The organism is Gottfriedia acidiceleris, from assembly GCF_004138285.1.
GTDB classification, from domain to species: domain Bacteria; phylum Bacillota; class Bacilli; order Bacillales; family Bacillaceae_G; genus Gottfriedia; species Gottfriedia acidiceleris_A.
Window position 1 is genome coordinate 50976 of record NZ_SCFN01000021.1, and the last position, 15996, is coordinate 66971.

Consider the following 15996-nt stretch of genomic DNA (forward strand, 5'->3'; position numbering starts at 1 on the left):
TTAACTATTGAATTAAAAAAAGGTGCCAGAATCCTAATTCTGCACTATATTCCTATGTCATTTAAGAAGAAAAATGACAGACTAAAATCTTGTTATTAGTCTGTCATTACACTTAAACTATTCAATTAATTAGAAGCAACTAATTCAATTTCAGATTGATAATCACCAACTTTAATTTCTTTTCCGCTCACTTGATTCCTAACAACCAGTTTTCTCATTAATAAGTTTTCCTCAAGCATTCCTTTAAACTTTTCAATGATGTCAATAAATTCTGGATTAGCTGTTATTCCAATGTCTACGCGCATATTAATTGGTAGATTCAATTCTTTTCGGTATTCTTGAATAGACCTAATGAGTTCTCTTACAGTACCTTCTTGGATAAGATCCTCTGTTAGTAAAGTGTCGAGTGTCACTGTATATTCACCATTCGTCGCTGATGCAAAACCTTCTTTTGCGCTTTTTTCAACTAAAATATCTTGTGAGTCGACTTTAACAGTTTCTCCTGTTTCAATTAATACATTAACGTACCCACTTTCAATCACTCTTTTTGCTTCTTCATTTGTTAATGTTTGAAGTGATTTATTAACTAAATTTGAAAGCTTTCCAAATTTTGCTCCTGATTTTTTAAAATCCAATTTCATTTTTAAGATTGAAAACTCATTTTCGTTGTTTACTTGTTGGAATTTTTTTACGTTTAACTCATCTAAAACAATTTCTTTATATAAACCCCAATCAATCTCCTCATTGTTACTAACTAAAGTTAAACTAGCTAGTGGCTGTTTAATCTTTAAAGAATTTGCATTTCGGATGCTTCTTCCAAGTTCCACAACTTTTAGAACTGCATCCATTTCCACTTCAAGCTGAGCGTCGATTAGTGTTTCATCGCAAACTGGAAACTCAGATAAATGGACGCTTTGATTTGTTAAATTAAAATAAACATCTTCTGCTAAGAATGGTGTAAAAGGAGCTAATAATTGACTTACTTTTGTTAATACTTCAAACAGTGTATAGTAAGCCGCTGCCTTCTCTTTATTCATTCCATTTGACCAGAATCGTTCTCTTGACCTTCTAACATACCAATTGCTTACTTCATCTACTAATTTAGCGATGTCTCTTGCAGCATTTGTAAATTGATATTCCTCCAAATTTTTAGTTACATTTTTGATTGTGCTATGCAAACGGGAAATGATCCATTTATCCAATGTACTTGATTGATAATCATATTGATTTTTTGAATTAAATCCATCTAAATTTGCATATAAACTGTAAAAACTATAAACATTGTCGAATGTATCAATGAGTTTCGATTTCGCTTCTTGTACAACCCTTTCAGAAAAACGCTTCGGGTTCCAAGGCGCACTGTCTACTAATAAAGCCCATCGTAATGAATCAGCACCATATTTTTGAATTAATTCTACTGGATCAAGTGCATTACCTTTACTCTTAGACATTTTTTGTCCATTTTCATCTAATACATGGCCTAGTGATAATACTCGTTTATAAGGTACTTCTCCAGTAAATAAAGTAGATACTGCAAGTAAACTATAGAACCAGCCTCTCGTTTGATCAATCCCTTCAATGACAACATCTGCTGGGAATTGTTTTGCAAATTTTTCTTTATTTTCAAAAGGATAATGATACTGGGCAAATGGCATCGAACCACTATCGAACCAGACATCAATTACTTCAGGTGTTCTTTTCATATTCCCTTTACAATTTGGACAGTTAAGAATGACTTCATCAACAAAAGGTTTATGCAGTTCAATTGAGTCATCAATTTCTTCAACTGAATAGTTACATAATTCATTTATACTTTTTGGTGCTAATTGATGATTACATGAATCACATTCCCAAACATTTAATGGGGTGCCCCAATATCTTTTTCGGCTAATATTCCAATCTACCATTTGTTCTAAAAAATTACCGAATCGACCGTGTTTTATATGATCTGGGTGCCATGTTACTTCTTCATTATTTTTAATAAACTCATCCTTTAATGCGGTCGTTTTAATAAACCAACTTTCATTCGCATAATAGAGTAAAGGTGAATCACAACGCCAACAATGAGGATAGCTGTGCTCATATTTTTCTTTACTAAATAATAATTCTTTTTCGGCTAAATACCTCACTATATCTACATCACACTCTTTAACAAAACGACCTTGAAAATTAGGTACATCATCTGTATATTGGCCTTTTTCATTCACTACATTTACAAAGGATAACCCATTTTCTTGAACAACCTTATAGTCATCTTCACCGTATGCAGGTGCGATATGAACAATTCCAGTACCACTACCTTCAGTTACAAAATCTGCTTTCACAACTTTATATCCAACTTCAACATTTACGAAATTAAATGGTGGTAAATAGCTAATACCGATTAGATCGGCCCCAAGAAATTCAGATAAAACGACGTAATCAGCTTTTAATACTTTTTCTAATAAAGCCTTCGCAAGAATATATACTTCCTCACCTTTTTTAGCACGAACATATTCCATTGATGGATTTACAGCTAACGCTACATTAGCTGGAAGTGTCCACGGAGTTGTCGTCCATCCAAGGAAATAGACATTTTCTTCATCTTGCAGTTTAAACTTAACGGTTGCAGATAAATCCTTAACATCTTTATATCCTTGCGCTACTTCATGTGAGCTTAGTGATGTTTGACAGCTAGGGCAATACGGTGAAACACGATGACCTTTTACTAGTAAACCTTTTTCATGAATTGTCCCGAGGATATTCCATACACTTTCGATATAAGAATTATCCAATGTTACATATGGATCATCCATATCCACCCAATAACCTAACTGTTCAGTAAAATCTCTCCATTGCTTCTCGTAAGTAAAAACACTTTCTTTACATTTCTCAAGAAAAGCTTTTACACCATATCGTTCTATTTCTGCCTTACCTGAAATGCCTAACATCTTTTCAACACCAAGTTCAACTGGTAATCCATGAGTATCCCATCCAGCTTTACGAACAACTTGGAAACCTGCCATTGTTTTATATCTAGCTACCACATCTTTTATTGTACGACCTAATGCATGACCAACATGTGGTAAGCCATTTGCAGTTGGGGGACCTTCATAAAAAACAAAAGTTTGTTTATTTTCTCTTTGTTCAATTGATTTAATAAAGGTATCATTTTTAGACCAAAGTTCACTAATCTTTTTTTCACGATGTTGAACTGATGCTTTTGTACTATCTTTTTCCATATGATATCGCCTCTCTCATTTTTTTAAAGCACACAAAAACCCGCCCCTATGATAAGGGACGGGTTTAACCGCGATACCACCCTAATTCTATTGAAAAAAGTCCGTTCTTCAATAGCACTTAGTCACGTACAATCATACGCGTTCCTTTTAACGGTAGACACCCGTTCAAACCTACTTATGTTTTCAGTTTGACTTCTCGGAGAGGATCTTCATTTAAGTACTATTCACCGGATTTCAGCTTCCCCGGCTCTCTGTAGAACAGTAACGAAAATTACTTTTCTCGTCATTGAATTCATTTGTGTGCTTTAATTGTTATTTATTATATCCATCGACTACTAAAAAGTCAAAGTTTTCTTAAATTTATTTTTTCCTTAATTCGAATTTGGTTATTTTGATCATTGTTACAACATTTCTTATATATTTTTTACAGTGTCAAAGCTTAAGTGTCAAGAACGTTAGGATCCTCATTCCAACGGTAACAGAAACTTCTAAATGACAAAAGTTAATGATCCTTTTTATAGAAAAATATCTTTTTATCTCTTTTCACTAGTATCCGCCACTAAAGGAAAGAAAAGCGGAGATTGATTCTCTTCTTTATCCATTTCTATTTGTTCAATTTCTTTTCTAGTTTCACGATTTTAAACTATACAATCTTGTGTAAATCGTTAAAACTTACTTCTAATTTTTTTCAGGAACTAATGGGAGAATATTGTGTTAAACTGATTTTGGAGAAAATTAACGAGAAAAAGGGTGTGCCGAAATGATCAAAACGATGGCTATATACAAAGACGGAACCCATGCATTTGATGTATCAATTGAAGAATTAAATTCCGAACAAATTGATTGGATTTGGGTCGATTTTGGAAAACCTAAAAAAGAAGAAATTGACTTATTGCGAACTCAATTCCACTTCGATGAAATAGCAATTAAGCATTGTGTAAGCTATAAAGAAAGACCGAAAATGGACTATTACGATGGCTATCGTTTTATCATTCTACAATCATTGCAGGAAAACATGGAACAAGCTGAAATAGATCTCTTTTTGTCCCACAAGTACATCGTTTCATTTTGTTGGGAGGAGTCAAATGCGATACAAATTGTGTGGAACAAACTAAAAGGATTAAAGAGTGCAAAAGGTATGAAACCAGAACGAATCCTGTATTACATTTGTGATGAAATTGTCGACAAACTCTTTCCAATCGTCCAAAAAATTGAAGATGACATCGAAGAGATTGATGAATTAGGATCAAATTCCGATCTAAGCATGATTGATGGAATTAAAACACAAGTAAGTAAGTTATCAAAAGTAAGAAAAACCGTTAAACCAACAAAAGATTTAATTTATCGTATATTAAATTCAACTCACGTTGAAATTGACAAAGAAACGACAAAGAAATTGCGAATCGTCTACGAACACTTAGTAAAATTATTAGATGACATTGCAGATAACAGGGAAATGGCAAATGACATCAGAGAAAGTTATATTTCAACGAACTCACACAAAATGAATAAAACGATGAAAATGTTAACATCGGTCTCGATTGTGTTCATGCCACTAACATTCATCGTCGGTGTATACGGAATGAATTTTGTTCACATCCCTGAACTTCAATTAAAGTATGGTTATTATTACTGTTGGGTGATCATGCTATTCATCGTGATCGGATTAGTGATGTGGTTCAAGAAAAAAGATTGGTTCTAAAAATAGTCATTAAGTAAGACAAAAATGAGAAGTTGTAAAAGAAAAAACTAACTACTTCAAAAGTGCCCCCTTTACAATGGACACTTTTAAAAAAGCTATCCAATAATAATAAGATGACCTCTGTAATCAGCGTCATCTTATTTTAATTCTATAGGTACTTGATTGTATATTCACTTAGTTTTGATATTAAAATTACAATGAATCCGCTGTTTTTTCAAACATTACACTTTGTTCAATTAAACCACAAGCACCACATTGAACTAAATATTCTGGACCTTTATATGGAACAAAAAATGGATCTAGCCCACTTGAAACATATTCTTCTATTTCAACATCTCCGCTTTGAGCATTTAATTTAACTGCTTTTGGGTTTTGTTCGATTAAATAAAATCTACTTTTGTTTGTTTTACAGCGTGGACATGCTAATTTATGCATATTTTCACCTCATTTTATTCATATAAGGTTACTATTCCATTAAATTATTATATTTATTCAAATTAATTCGTATTTAATTTTCCTTCAAATACAATTTTTCTTCCAGTCGGTTCAATTTCTACCTTTCCATTTACCATTTGCTCTGAAAATATTGGTACTTCCATTCTTTTAACTGGAGTATAGCCTTCTCTTTGCATTCTTTCTAAACAATCATTAATCGTTTCATTTTCAAAGACTTCAAATTTTTTCTTACTCATTTATTTCCCTACTTTCTACTATAGTAATTCTATCTAATTATGATTGAATTCAAATCAAAATAGTAAAAAACCTTACTTTCATTTGAGAGTAAGGTCTGACTGACTAAAAAATTATTTAATCGCGAAGCCTCGAAAGGAATCGAAGTGCTTCAATATAAACCCAAATGACTGTTACTAATAAACCAAAAGCACAATACCACTCGAATTCTTTTGGTGCACCTTGTCTAACACTTGTCGTAATTAAATCAAAATCCAAAAATAGATTTAATGATGCAATAACAAGTATCGCTAAACTAACAAATATTCCTATTGGACCAGATTGATGAATATATGGAATTGGAACATGGAATAGTTGAAGGACCATCGTTAGTAAATAAAATATAAATACTCCGATTGTTAAGCCGAAAACAATTGATCTAAAACGGTGCGTTACTTTAACAAGTCCAGTAGCATAACAAATTAATGTTCCTGCAATAATTGCTATTGTTAATAGAACTGCTTGTAGGACAATCATTCCATATGTTGCTTCGTAAACTGCTGAAATATTTCCAATTAGAATCCCTTCAACTGCTGCATAAATTGGTGTAGTAATCGGCGCGATTCTAGGAGAAAAAGATGTTACTAACCCAAGAATGAATGCAACGATTAAACATCCTATAAATACTTTAGAATTAAGTGTTCCAGTTGCCGTTAGATAAAATGAGTATCCCGCTGTTGCGATTAGTAAGATTAATGCGATTATTGTTTTACCAATTGTCCCACCTATCGTCATCGCTTTAGCAGAATGCCTTGATTTCGTTAATCGTTCAGAATTTAAGATAGGATTTGAACTCCTCATTTAAACTCCTCCTTTATTTTATACCTTTATTTTACCATTTTTAGTAAATTTCTTAAACTTTAAACAAGCTTTAATAAAATATATGAAAAAAGATGTCCAAAAGGACACCTTATTTCAAAAAACTAAATTAAAATTTAATTTTATTTGCTAAAAATGATTGTAATTCACTTATTGCAACACGAGTTTGCTCCATTGTGTCACGGTCACGAACTGTTACTTTTCCATCTTCAATTGATTCGAAGTCGTAAGTAATACAGAAAGGAGTACCGATTTCATCTTGACGTCTATAACGTTTACCGATTGAACCAGTTTCATCGAAATCAACATTAAAATCTTCTGCTAAAGAAGCAAATACTTCTTGTGCATTTTCTGATAATTTTTTTGATAATGGTAAAATTGCTGCCTTATATGGTGCTAATGCAGGATGTAGACGCATTACTGTTCGAGAAGTACCATCTTCTAATGCTTCTTCTTCATAAGCATCAATTAAAAATGCTAATGTAACTCGATCTGCACCTAATGATGGCTCGATACAATATGGAACGTATTTTTCATTTGTAATTGGATCATGATATGTGAAATCTTCAGTTGAATATTCCATATGTTGTTTTAAATCATAGTCTGTACGAGACGCAATGCCCCATAATTCGCCCCAACCAAATGGGAATTTATATTCAAAGTCAGTTGTCGCGTTACTATAGTGTGATAATTCATCTGCACTATGTTCACGTAAACGAAGATTTTCTTCATTCATGCCTAAAGCTAAAAGCCATTTATTAGCAGTTTCTTTCCAATAAGAATACCACTCTAACTCTTCACCTGGTTTACAGAAGAATTCAAGCTCCATTTGTTCAAATTCACGAGTACGGAACGTGAAATTTCCTGGAGTAATTTCGTTACGGAAGCTTTTACCGATTTGAGCGATACCAAATGGTACTTTCTTTCTCATTGTACGTTGAACATTTTTGAAGTTTACGAAAATACCTTGTGCTGTTTCAGGACGTAAGAAAATTTCATTCGTACTTGACTCAGTAACACCTTGGAATGTTTTAAACATTAGGTTAAATTGACGAATTTCTGTAAAATCATGGCTACCACAATCAGGACAAGCAATTTTATGTTCCTCAATTAATTTAGCCATTTCAGAAAATGGTAGACCATCAACGATAATTTCCATTCCTTTTTCTTCAAGTGCATTTTCGATTAATTTATCTGCACGATGACGAGCTTTACAATTTTTGCAATCGATCATTGGATCATTAAAGTTACCAATATGACCTGAAGCTTCCCATGTACGTGGATTCATTAAGATTGCAGCATCTAATCCAACATTATATGGACTTTGTTGAACAAACTTTTTCCACCAAGCTTTTTTCACATTATTTTTTAATTCAACACCTAGTGGACCATAATCCCACGTATTTGCTAAACCACCGTAAATTTCAGATCCTGGAAATACAAATCCTCTGTGTTTAGCATGACTTACTACGACTTCCATCGATTTTTCTGACATTTCATTTGCCTCCAATTTTCAATTGTTTTTTGAAAATGCAAGAATGAAATAAAAAAGCTCTCATCCTTAGGCATTTTCTGCCTAGGGACGAGAGCTGTATATGCACCCGCGGTTCCACCCTAGTTGACAATTAAAAAAATTGTCCACTTTAAGAATTAACTCAGGAATGCCTTTCGCTAAAGGTTTTGATTGAGCTCACACCATCCTCAATTCGCTATACAAAACAATCTTTAGGTACTTCTTTCCGTCAACGTTATATGTATTAAATAATATGTTGTTATTTTAACAAAGTGACAATGATTAAGTCAAATATTATTATGAACAATTATGATAAAAAAATTCGGTGAATTTTTTGAATATTTTTTTGGGAACTATCATGTAAAGATAAAACCTTTACAGTATGTGCATTAATTGGTATGATAGAAAAGTTGTTTTATTTATATACCTATACTATCAGAAGGGAGTGCTAGTTTTGAGTAGCAGCATTTTTTTAAAGAAAAAGAAACGTTCAGCAGTATTGCTTGATAAACATCATTCCATTCGTTTATTAAAGACAAACAAAAAGCGAATCGTGAACAAAAGAAACAATAAAATAAAAGGGTTCGAACAATTACTTGTTAAAGAATTAAACGAGGAAATGATTTCAACTTCAAACAGTACGGTAAATGAAATTTCTGAAAATGTAAATACAGTAGTGATCGAAGGACTTCCAGTAACATTTCTTCTAAAGCTTGGAAAAGAGTTTTTCTCAGATTTAGAAGCAGTGAAGTACTATTATAATAGTAAACATGAAGATTTTTACAAGAATCGTAGTTTACTAGAGGAATCACTTCAATCTTCAATTAACAATGCGTCAAGTGAAGAACAATTAAAAGTTTCGGAATTTATTTCTAATAGATAATATTTTACAAAAAAGTCAAAGTCAGTTCATTATTGATATATGAACTGACTTTTTTCATGAATGCATACGTTATTAGTATTAGCCTTACATCGATTTATAATTTAGGCTTTCTTATCTCTCCAAATAATAAAGCACTTGCTAAATGATCCAATAAGAAAAAAGTTGACATAGAGCAAATCCACATCTTTTATACCTGTGTTGAAAGTACTAAAATCAATATTCTTAATGTCTCCAAAAGCTGAAATTTGTAGAATACTTCAACTTGATTATTATCAAAAATTTGCGATCCAGCAAAAGCTACAGTTTTATGTAATACATCTAACTTTTGTTTTTTAAATCCTGTAGCATCCAATGAATTGCAATATCCTTCTGCTAACTTAATTCCTAGCATTACCACTCCAAATGTAATGTTATACAATATACAACAAAGATATTTATTTAGTTTCATAATATAATTTATATAGTTAGAAAGATTAAAAGGAGAGATCACTTTTAAAAATGAGTAGGTATTACATATACTAAAACATCCTTAATGAATTTTAATAGACATAAAAGGTGTTTATATTGGATTTACATTTTAGTATTCAATATTTTATTTTCTCTTTTTTTAACAATTTAGGTCTTTAGGAATAGTGCACTTTTTTTAAATATTTTCTATATACACCTAAAATTGAGCTTGCTATAATTATCAAAATTATATTACTTGTACTTTCAAAGGGTCCTACCAAGACTAAGCTTAGTGCAAAAACTAAATATATTATTGTAGCAATAATATTTTTTCTGTTCATTTATATCCCTCCTATTATTTTATTTTAAAAGCTTCATTTGTATTATATGAATCAGTTGTATATACGCTAGTATGATTAATATAACTATACTCAATACCCTTACCTGCTTTAGAAGCATCTGTAAATGGTTTCATTTGAGCTTTCACATTTTTACCATATACAAAAGCTAATGGGGCAATCCAACCTTTATAAGCACCACCTAGTGCTGCTGCTAATTCTGTAGCTGACCCTATACTATTTGCTTGCTTTGCTAATTTACTAACCTCAGACGCAGACATATAACTTGACATTTTAAAACATGTATAACCTGTATGATTATGATTATATTTACTTGAAGCCGCATCACTTATAGTTGGAAATAAAGCTCCACCTAAAATAGCTACAGTTAGAAGAATAACCTTTTTTTTAAAGTTCAATTTATTTATATTAATCAATGTATACTCTCCTTTATTTTATTTTCAGATTTAAATTTTGAAAATATTTTTTTATTTAAGAAACATAACTGAGCGCTCAATAATAGATTAATATATTTTAATTATATTTTCCTCGTAAATTATGGTAATTTTGTGAAATAATGTAATTATTCACATTTTAGCAATAAATCACACAAGGGGCATTTTTATGTACTACTAATGAACATAAAGAAAGTAGGAAATTCATTTTCAAAAGTAAATGAAGATCTGTATGCCTGGCGTTGTGGTGTACCTTTTTGATATAAAACTACGACTAGAGATGGCTATTAATTCGAGGGAAGATATTAAGGTCAGTTAGACCCTATACAGTAGAATTAAGTTTTTGCTCAAAGTAAAGAACTCCACGGCTTTCGCTACGCACGATACCGAGGAGTTCTAAATAGACAAATTTTGATGACTAAAAAAATACCACGAAAAATTCGTTCCATTTACTTGACGAAGTCTTTTTCCAACAGCGTGAAAAAGTCAGTTCATATCAAATGAACTGACTTTTTTATTTAAGCTAAATATGCTTTTTTCACTTCTTCATTATTCATTAATGTTTTACCTTCACCAACCATTTGAATCTCACCAGTTTGAATTACATAGCCGCGGTGAGCAATTTGTAATGCTTGGTATGCGTTTTGTTCGACTAATAAGATTGTCATTCCTTGTTTGTTTAGTTGCTCAATGATTTCAAATATTTGTTCAACGATAATTGGAGCAAGACCCATTGATGGCTCATCTAGCATTAGCAATGATGGTCCCATCATCAGTCCTCTACCAATCGCTAGCATTTGTTGTTCTCCTCCACTCATCGTACCGCCTTTTTGGCTTATACGCTCTTTCAGTCTTGGAAAATAATCAAATACCATTTCCATGCGTGCAGCGATTAGTTTTTTATCTTTTACTGAGAAAGCACCCATCTCTAAATTTTCTTTTACACTTAATTTAGAAAAGATTCTTCTTCCTTCTGGTACATGTGCAATTCCCTTTAAGGCAATTTCATGGGATTGTAGCTTTATAATTTCTTCACCTTTATAAATCAGCGTTCCAGATTTTGGTTTAACTTGGCCACAAATCGTTTTTAGAGTAGTAGATTTTCCCGCACCGTTACTTCCAATTAATGTTACAATTTCACCTTCATTTACTTCAATGTTAATATTTTTCAGTGCTTGAATACCACCGTAAAAAGAGTTAATATCTTTTAATTGTAATAGCGTCATCTTTTCGTACTCCTTTCACTATGCAGTAGTCACTGCACTTTTTCCTAAATATGCTTCAATTACTTTTTGATTATTTCGAATTTCGAGTGGTTTACCTTCTGCTATTTTTTCGCCATGATCAAGTACAAATAAATACTCGGATATTTCCATAACAAGCTTCATATCATGCTCGATTAAGACGATTGTTAAGTTAAGATCATCTCTCATTTGATAGATTAAATCAGTCAATTCTTTCGTTTCTTTCGGATTCATCCCTGCAGCTGGCTCATCTAAAAGTAAGATGCTTGGTTGAGATGCTAATGCACGAGCGATTTCAAGTCGTCTTTGTGCACCATACGATAGACTCGATGCTTCCTCATTATATACATCAGCCAATCCTACGTATTCCAACCATTTATACGCTTCCTTCATCGCCGATTTTTCTGCTTTTTTAAATTTAGGTAAATGGAATATTGTTGAAAAAATACCATATTTTAAATGTTGATGCATTCCTACCATGACGTTTTCTAAAGCAGTCATACTACTAAATAAACGAATATTTTGGAACGTACGCGCTATGCCTTTTTTATTAACAGAATGTGGCTTTAACCCTACTAAGCTCTCATTACCTAACAAAATTTCACCACTAGTAGGAGTATATACACCTGTGATCATATTAAAAAATGTTGTTTTTCCTGCACCATTTGGTCCAATTACGGCTGTGATTGAGCCTTCTTTAATTTCAATATTTACATTATTAACAGCTGTTAAACCGCCAAAGCTTTTCGTTAAATTCGTTGTTTTTAACATATTATAACCTCCCCTCCTAAAATGAAACTGTGCGTGTTTTTTCTTCGACTACAGTTTGATCTACGACATCTTCTTTTGGAACAATCTTATTTTTGGCAGGCAATAATCCTTTAGGCCTAAAGATTGCTACAAGTACTAAAATTAGTCCGAAAATCATACGTTGCATTTTAGAAGGCGATAGAGCAGGTGGTAAATTAATAACTCCATCTAATGTTAATTGGTTTAAATAATTTGTTACTTCTGTTAATACTTGTAGATTTAAAATTGTTACAAGTGCAGCTCCAAGGATTACCCCTGGCACACTACCCATTCCGCCTAAAATAACCATTACTAAGATCGTAATTGATTCAAGTAATGTAAAACTTGTAGGATCGATGAACATTTGCTTTGCAGAGAATACTACTCCCATCATTCCTGAGAAAGATGCACCGATTGCAAATGCAATTAATTTCGTACGTACTAAGTGAATACCTGATGCTTGTGCAGCGATTTCATTCTCACGAACCGCCTTCCAAGAGCGTCCAAGCTTAGAATCTTGTAATCTAGTAACAGCTAAAATTACGATTGCTAATACAACTAGAACTACATAATAAAATTGGCTTGAATTAACAATCTCTAATCCAAATAAAGTAGGTGGCGCAATAGAAGAAATACCTTGTGCTCCTCCAGTAATGTTTACTGGTTTATCTAAGTTATTAAATACGATTCGAATAATTTCTCCAAATCCAAGAGTTACAATTGCTAAATAATCACCTTTTACTCGAAGTACCGGAATACCTAATAATACGCCTGCAATTGCAGCGATAATTCCACCGATTAGTATAAATGCCCAAAATGAGTTTCCTGAAAAAGGAAGAAAGTCAAAATGTAAGAAATTTGTTACTTGTTTAGTCGAAAAAATTGCATAAGTATATGAACCGATTGCAAAGAAGGCAACAAAACCTAAATCTAATAGTCCCGCTAAACCAACTACTACGTTTAATCCAAGTGCCATTGCAACATAGATTCCAACTAAAGTCGCTACACCCATATATGATTCCAATGCTGTACCTTGTGATGCAACATACGGCATGATCACGGTTAAAACTAGGATTCCAATGCTCCATTTTAATTTGACTGGAAAATTAGTTTTATATAATAAATAAAGTGAGAACAAGATTAATAGAAATGCCGTTACGGATTCTTGCAAAAGATATAATCCTAATGATGTAACAACGATATAAGCTCCTAAGAAAATTCCTTGTAGTTTATTTGATTGTTTTAACCCATTTAATAAGCTCTTCATCTAATTCACCTACACTTTCTCAGCTACAGGTTTACCTAATAAACCTTCTGGCTTGAATATTAGAACTAGAATTAAAATTCCAAATGCAACTACATCTTTATATTCTGACGGGAAAATGCCATGTGTTAAAGTTGATAAATTTGTTGCTGCAAACACTTCGATTACACCGATTAATAAACCGCCAAGCATCGCACCACGGATATTTCCGATTCCACCTAATACTGCAGCTGTAAATGCTTTTAGACCTAAAATAAAACCGATGTACGGGTCAATTGTGTTATATTGTAATGCAAATAGTACGCCAGTTGCACCACCTAATCCAGAACCTAAAAAGAAGGTTAATGAGATGACTTTGTTAACGTTTACAGACATTAATGATGCAGTTTCACGATCTTGTGCAACTGCACGCATTGCTGTACCCCATTTTGTTTTATTGATGAAGTAATCTAATGAAATCATCATTACAACTGCAACGACTAAAATAATAATTGATGCTGATTTAATTTGTGCATTTCCAAATGAAGAAAAAATTGAGCTAGTTTTAATTTGGTGTTGTCCTGAAAATAGTGATGGGCCAGTAATAATGTAATTTCCTTGTTTTAATTCAGCAATAAAACGTACGATATCTTGTAGTAAAAATGAAATACCGATTGCTGTAATTAATGTGATTAATTTTGGTGCTTTTCGCAATGGACGATACGCTACTCTTTCGATCCCCATTCCTAGGAATCCAGTTGCTAATGAAGCAACTATTAAAACAATTGCTAACACGATAATTGCAGGTAAACTACTTAATAAGCCTAAACCAGTAAATGTAATTAATACTGCAGTACCTATAAACGCACCCGCCATGAATATTTCACCATGTGCAAAGTTGATTAGTTCCAAAATCCCATAAACCATCGTGTATCCGAGTGCTACAATTGCATATACTGCTCCTAAAACAAGACCGTCTATTAGTACTTGAGGTAGTGTTTGGATTACTTCATTCATGTATAAGACCTCCTATAAATAATGTGGTTTATTTCCTATCAACTTCCAAAATTTTACAATTTTCTCAACTTATTGAGAGAAAAAGAGTATCTCGTTTTTACGGGATACTCTTTTCTTTTTCTGGTTGGCATAGTTTCTAATTAAGGTTTAGTAACTTCGCCTTCTTGAGTACCAGGATATTTAGCTTCTTTAAACGTATAAATAAATACTTTCGCGTATTTGTTGTCCCCTTTATCGTCGAAGCCAACCTTCGTTACTACACCATCATAATCTTGAATCGCACGTACTGCTTTTTCAACTTGTTCACGTGTTGGCGTTTTTCCTTTATTATCATTGATCGCATTTTTTAATCCTTCTAATAAAACGCCGGCAGAATCATAACCGTAAGATGAGAACGATTCGATGTTTTTATTAAATTTAGATTTATATGCGTCAGCAAAAGCTTTACCTTTATCTGTTTTTAACGTATCACCAGCTACTGAAGTATAGTAGAAGTTTTTAACAGCATCTCCAGCAATATCAACTAAACCTGAAGAGTCCATTCCATCTCCACCCATGAATGGGATGTTTAATCCTTTTTCACGAGCTTGCTTTAATAAAATTCCACCTTCAGCATAAAGTCCACCAAAGAATACTAAATCAGGCTTTTTCGCAATTGCATTATTTAGTACTCCGTTAAAGTCTTTATCTCCGATTGAGATACCTTCTTCACCTAAAATTTTAGCGCCTAATTTCTCAGCAGCAGCTTTGAATTCATTTGCTAAACCAGTTCCGTAAGGTGTTTTATCTTGTATGATAAAAATATTTTTAGCTTTTAAAGTATTAACAGCGTAATTTGCACCTGCAGGACCTTGGAAGTCATCACGAGCACAAATTCGGTTAACTACTCCTAATCCACGATCAGTTACTTCATTCGCAGTATTTGAAGGAGATACCATTACGATATGGTCTTTCTCATACTTTACTGAAGAAGGAATTGCTACACCAGAGTTTAAGTGTCCTACAACACCAAGGATTTTATTGTCTGCAGCTAACTGCTCAGCATTTGCTACACCTTTTTTTGGATCCCCTTGATCATCATAAGGTACGATTTTTAAATCAAATCCTAATTTTTTGAAAGCTGCTTTTTGATCCTCTAATGCTAGCTGAGCTCCAAGTTTAATTGATTCACCTAAAATTGCATTATTACCAGATAATGGTGTATTTGTAGCAATTTTAATGACCTGGTTCCCATCCTTTGAACTACTATTACCACAGCCTGCTAAAATACCCGCAGTTAACGATACTGATGCTAAAATTGCAAACCCCTTCTTAAAAACCATATGTACGCCCCCTTAAAAACCTATTTTTTGAAAATTTAAAATTCTTAAGAAAATAGTAATCTATATTTTTTCGTTAGACAAGTTCTTTTGATTCAAAATATTTCGACAATTCTGTCGATTCGTCGTTTTTTTAGGCAATTATTCCCATAAATAAATCATTAAAACTTTTTTTCCTTATTTTCGAAATATAAAATTAAAGGATTTTAATGTATTTTACTAGGTTAATCCTAAAAAAACATTTTCCTAGTATCATTTTACACCTTTCGACAAATTC

Annotated in this window: 15 protein-coding genes and 2 other annotated features; of the genes, 2 read left to right on the forward strand and 13 right to left on the reverse strand. The window is 32.6% G+C overall.

Going from position 1 to position 15996, the window contains the following annotated elements:
• Positions 1-125: 125 nt before the first annotated feature.
• Positions 126-3221 carry an isoleucine--tRNA ligase gene (gene ileS / locus EP747_RS20350; protein WP_129691893.1) on the reverse strand — a complete coding sequence of 1032 codons (3096 nt, stop codon included), beginning with the start codon at positions 3219-3221 and terminating at the stop codon, positions 126-128.
• Between the two features lie 51 nt (positions 3222-3272).
• Positions 3273-3517 (reverse strand) — a binding site (T-box leader).
• A 464-nt stretch (positions 3518-3981) separates the two neighbouring features.
• Between ileS and corA the strand changes: the two genes are divergently transcribed.
• Positions 3982-4923: a magnesium/cobalt transporter CorA gene (gene corA, locus EP747_RS20355; RefSeq protein WP_129691894.1), complete on the forward strand. Its 942-nt coding sequence runs from the start codon at positions 3982-3984 to the stop codon at positions 4921-4923.
• A gap of 192 nt (positions 4924-5115) precedes the next feature.
• On the opposite strand, the gene EP747_RS20360 is transcribed toward corA, so the two are convergent.
• The 4 genes from EP747_RS20360 to EP747_RS20375 form a co-directional block, all read right to left on the reverse strand.
• Positions 5116-5358, reverse strand: coding sequence for a DNA alkylation repair protein (locus tag EP747_RS20360; RefSeq protein WP_129691895.1), 243 nt, complete (start codon positions 5356-5358; stop codon positions 5116-5118).
• A gap of 62 nt (positions 5359-5420) precedes the next feature.
• Positions 5421-5615 carry an NETI motif-containing protein gene (locus EP747_RS20365; protein ID WP_129691896.1) on the reverse strand — a complete coding sequence of 65 codons (195 nt, stop codon included), beginning with the start codon at positions 5613-5615 and terminating at the stop codon, positions 5421-5423.
• A gap of 115 nt (positions 5616-5730) precedes the next feature.
• Entirely contained in the window at positions 5731-6453 is a 723-nt protein-coding gene (locus EP747_RS20370; protein ID WP_129691897.1) for a Bax inhibitor-1/YccA family membrane protein, read from the reverse strand.
• Positions 6454-6580: 127 nt separating this feature from the next.
• Positions 6581-7966 (reverse strand): glycine--tRNA ligase, encoded by a 1386-nt coding sequence (locus tag EP747_RS20375; protein ID WP_129691898.1) that lies wholly within the window; start codon positions 7964-7966, stop codon positions 6581-6583.
• A gap of 80 nt (positions 7967-8046) precedes the next feature.
• Positions 8047-8226: a binding site (T-box leader), on the reverse strand.
• A gap of 212 nt (positions 8227-8438) precedes the next feature.
• Here EP747_RS20375 and EP747_RS20380 point away from each other — a divergent pair.
• The gene (locus EP747_RS20380; protein WP_129691899.1) at positions 8439-8867 is read left to right on the forward strand and encodes a hypothetical protein; all 429 of its coding nucleotides are present in this window, start codon (positions 8439-8441) and stop codon (positions 8865-8867) included.
• A 187-nt stretch (positions 8868-9054) separates the two neighbouring features.
• Here EP747_RS20380 and EP747_RS20385 read toward each other — a convergent pair whose 3' ends face one another.
• The 8 genes from EP747_RS20385 to EP747_RS20415 all read right to left on the reverse strand — a co-directional run bounded on the left by EP747_RS20385 (position 9055) and on the right by EP747_RS20415 (position 15722).
• Positions 9055-9258 carry a hypothetical protein gene (locus tag EP747_RS20385; RefSeq protein ID WP_129691900.1) on the reverse strand — a complete coding sequence of 68 codons (204 nt, stop codon included), beginning with the start codon at positions 9256-9258 and terminating at the stop codon, positions 9055-9057.
• A 232-nt stretch (positions 9259-9490) separates the two neighbouring features.
• Entirely contained in the window at positions 9491-9655 is a 165-nt protein-coding gene (locus EP747_RS24385) for a hypothetical protein (protein ID WP_165347181.1), read from the reverse strand.
• Between the two features lie 14 nt (positions 9656-9669).
• Entirely contained in the window at positions 9670-10089 is a 420-nt protein-coding gene (locus tag EP747_RS20390) for a hypothetical protein (RefSeq protein ID WP_129691901.1), read from the reverse strand.
• A 536-nt stretch (positions 10090-10625) separates the two neighbouring features.
• Positions 10626-11333 carry an ABC transporter ATP-binding protein gene (locus EP747_RS20395; RefSeq protein ID WP_129691902.1) on the reverse strand — a complete coding sequence of 236 codons (708 nt, stop codon included), beginning with the start codon at positions 11331-11333 and terminating at the stop codon, positions 10626-10628.
• 18 nt (positions 11334-11351) lie between these two features.
• On the reverse strand, positions 11352-12122 hold the full coding sequence (locus EP747_RS20400) for an ABC transporter ATP-binding protein (RefSeq protein ID WP_129691903.1): 771 nt from the start codon (positions 12120-12122) through the stop codon (positions 11352-11354).
• 16 nt (positions 12123-12138) lie between these two features.
• Positions 12139-13407 (reverse strand): branched-chain amino acid ABC transporter permease, encoded by a 1269-nt coding sequence (locus EP747_RS20405; RefSeq protein WP_129691904.1) that lies wholly within the window; start codon positions 13405-13407, stop codon positions 12139-12141.
• Positions 13408-13416: 9 nt separating this feature from the next.
• On the reverse strand, positions 13417-14400 hold the full coding sequence (locus EP747_RS20410; RefSeq protein ID WP_129691905.1) for a branched-chain amino acid ABC transporter permease: 984 nt from the start codon (positions 14398-14400) through the stop codon (positions 13417-13419).
• A gap of 140 nt (positions 14401-14540) precedes the next feature.
• Positions 14541-15722, reverse strand: a complete 1182-nt coding sequence (locus EP747_RS20415) for a branched-chain amino acid ABC transporter substrate-binding protein (protein ID WP_129691906.1) — start codon at positions 15720-15722, stop codon at positions 14541-14543.
• Positions 15723-15996 lie beyond the last annotated feature (274 nt).

Coding starts and splice junctions, on each gene's coding strand:
- ileS (WP_129691893.1), bottom strand. CDS start 3,221: ATGGAAAAAGATAGTACAAAAGCATCAGTTCAACATCGTGAAAAAAAG.
- corA (WP_129691894.1), top strand. CDS start 3,982: ATGATCAAAACGATGGCTATATACAAAGACGGAACCCATGCATTTGAT.
- EP747_RS20360 (WP_129691895.1), bottom strand. CDS start 5,358: ATGCATAAATTAGCATGTCCACGCTGTAAAACAAACAAAAGTAGATTT.
- EP747_RS20365 (WP_129691896.1), bottom strand. CDS start 5,615: ATGAGTAAGAAAAAATTTGAAGTCTTTGAAAATGAAACGATTAATGAT.
- EP747_RS20370 (WP_129691897.1), bottom strand. CDS start 6,453: ATGAGGAGTTCAAATCCTATCTTAAATTCTGAACGATTAACGAAATCA.
- EP747_RS20375 (WP_129691898.1), bottom strand. CDS start 7,966: ATGTCAGAAAAATCGATGGAAGTCGTAGTAAGTCATGCTAAACACAGA.
- EP747_RS20385 (WP_129691900.1), bottom strand. CDS start 9,258: ATGCTAGGAATTAAGTTAGCAGAAGGATATTGCAATTCATTGGATGCT.
- EP747_RS24385 (WP_165347181.1), bottom strand. CDS start 9,655: ATGAACAGAAAAAATATTATTGCTACAATAATATATTTAGTTTTTGCA.
- EP747_RS20395 (WP_129691902.1), bottom strand. CDS start 11,333: ATGACGCTATTACAATTAAAAGATATTAACTCTTTTTACGGTGGTATT.
- EP747_RS20400 (WP_129691903.1), bottom strand. CDS start 12,122: ATGTTAAAAACAACGAATTTAACGAAAAGCTTTGGCGGTTTAACAGCT.
- EP747_RS20405 (WP_129691904.1), bottom strand. CDS start 13,407: ATGAAGAGCTTATTAAATGGGTTAAAACAATCAAATAAACTACAAGGA.
- EP747_RS20410 (WP_129691905.1), bottom strand. CDS start 14,400: ATGAATGAAGTAATCCAAACACTACCTCAAGTACTAATAGACGGTCTT.
- EP747_RS20415 (WP_129691906.1), bottom strand. CDS start 15,722: ATGGTTTTTAAGAAGGGGTTTGCAATTTTAGCATCAGTATCGTTAACT.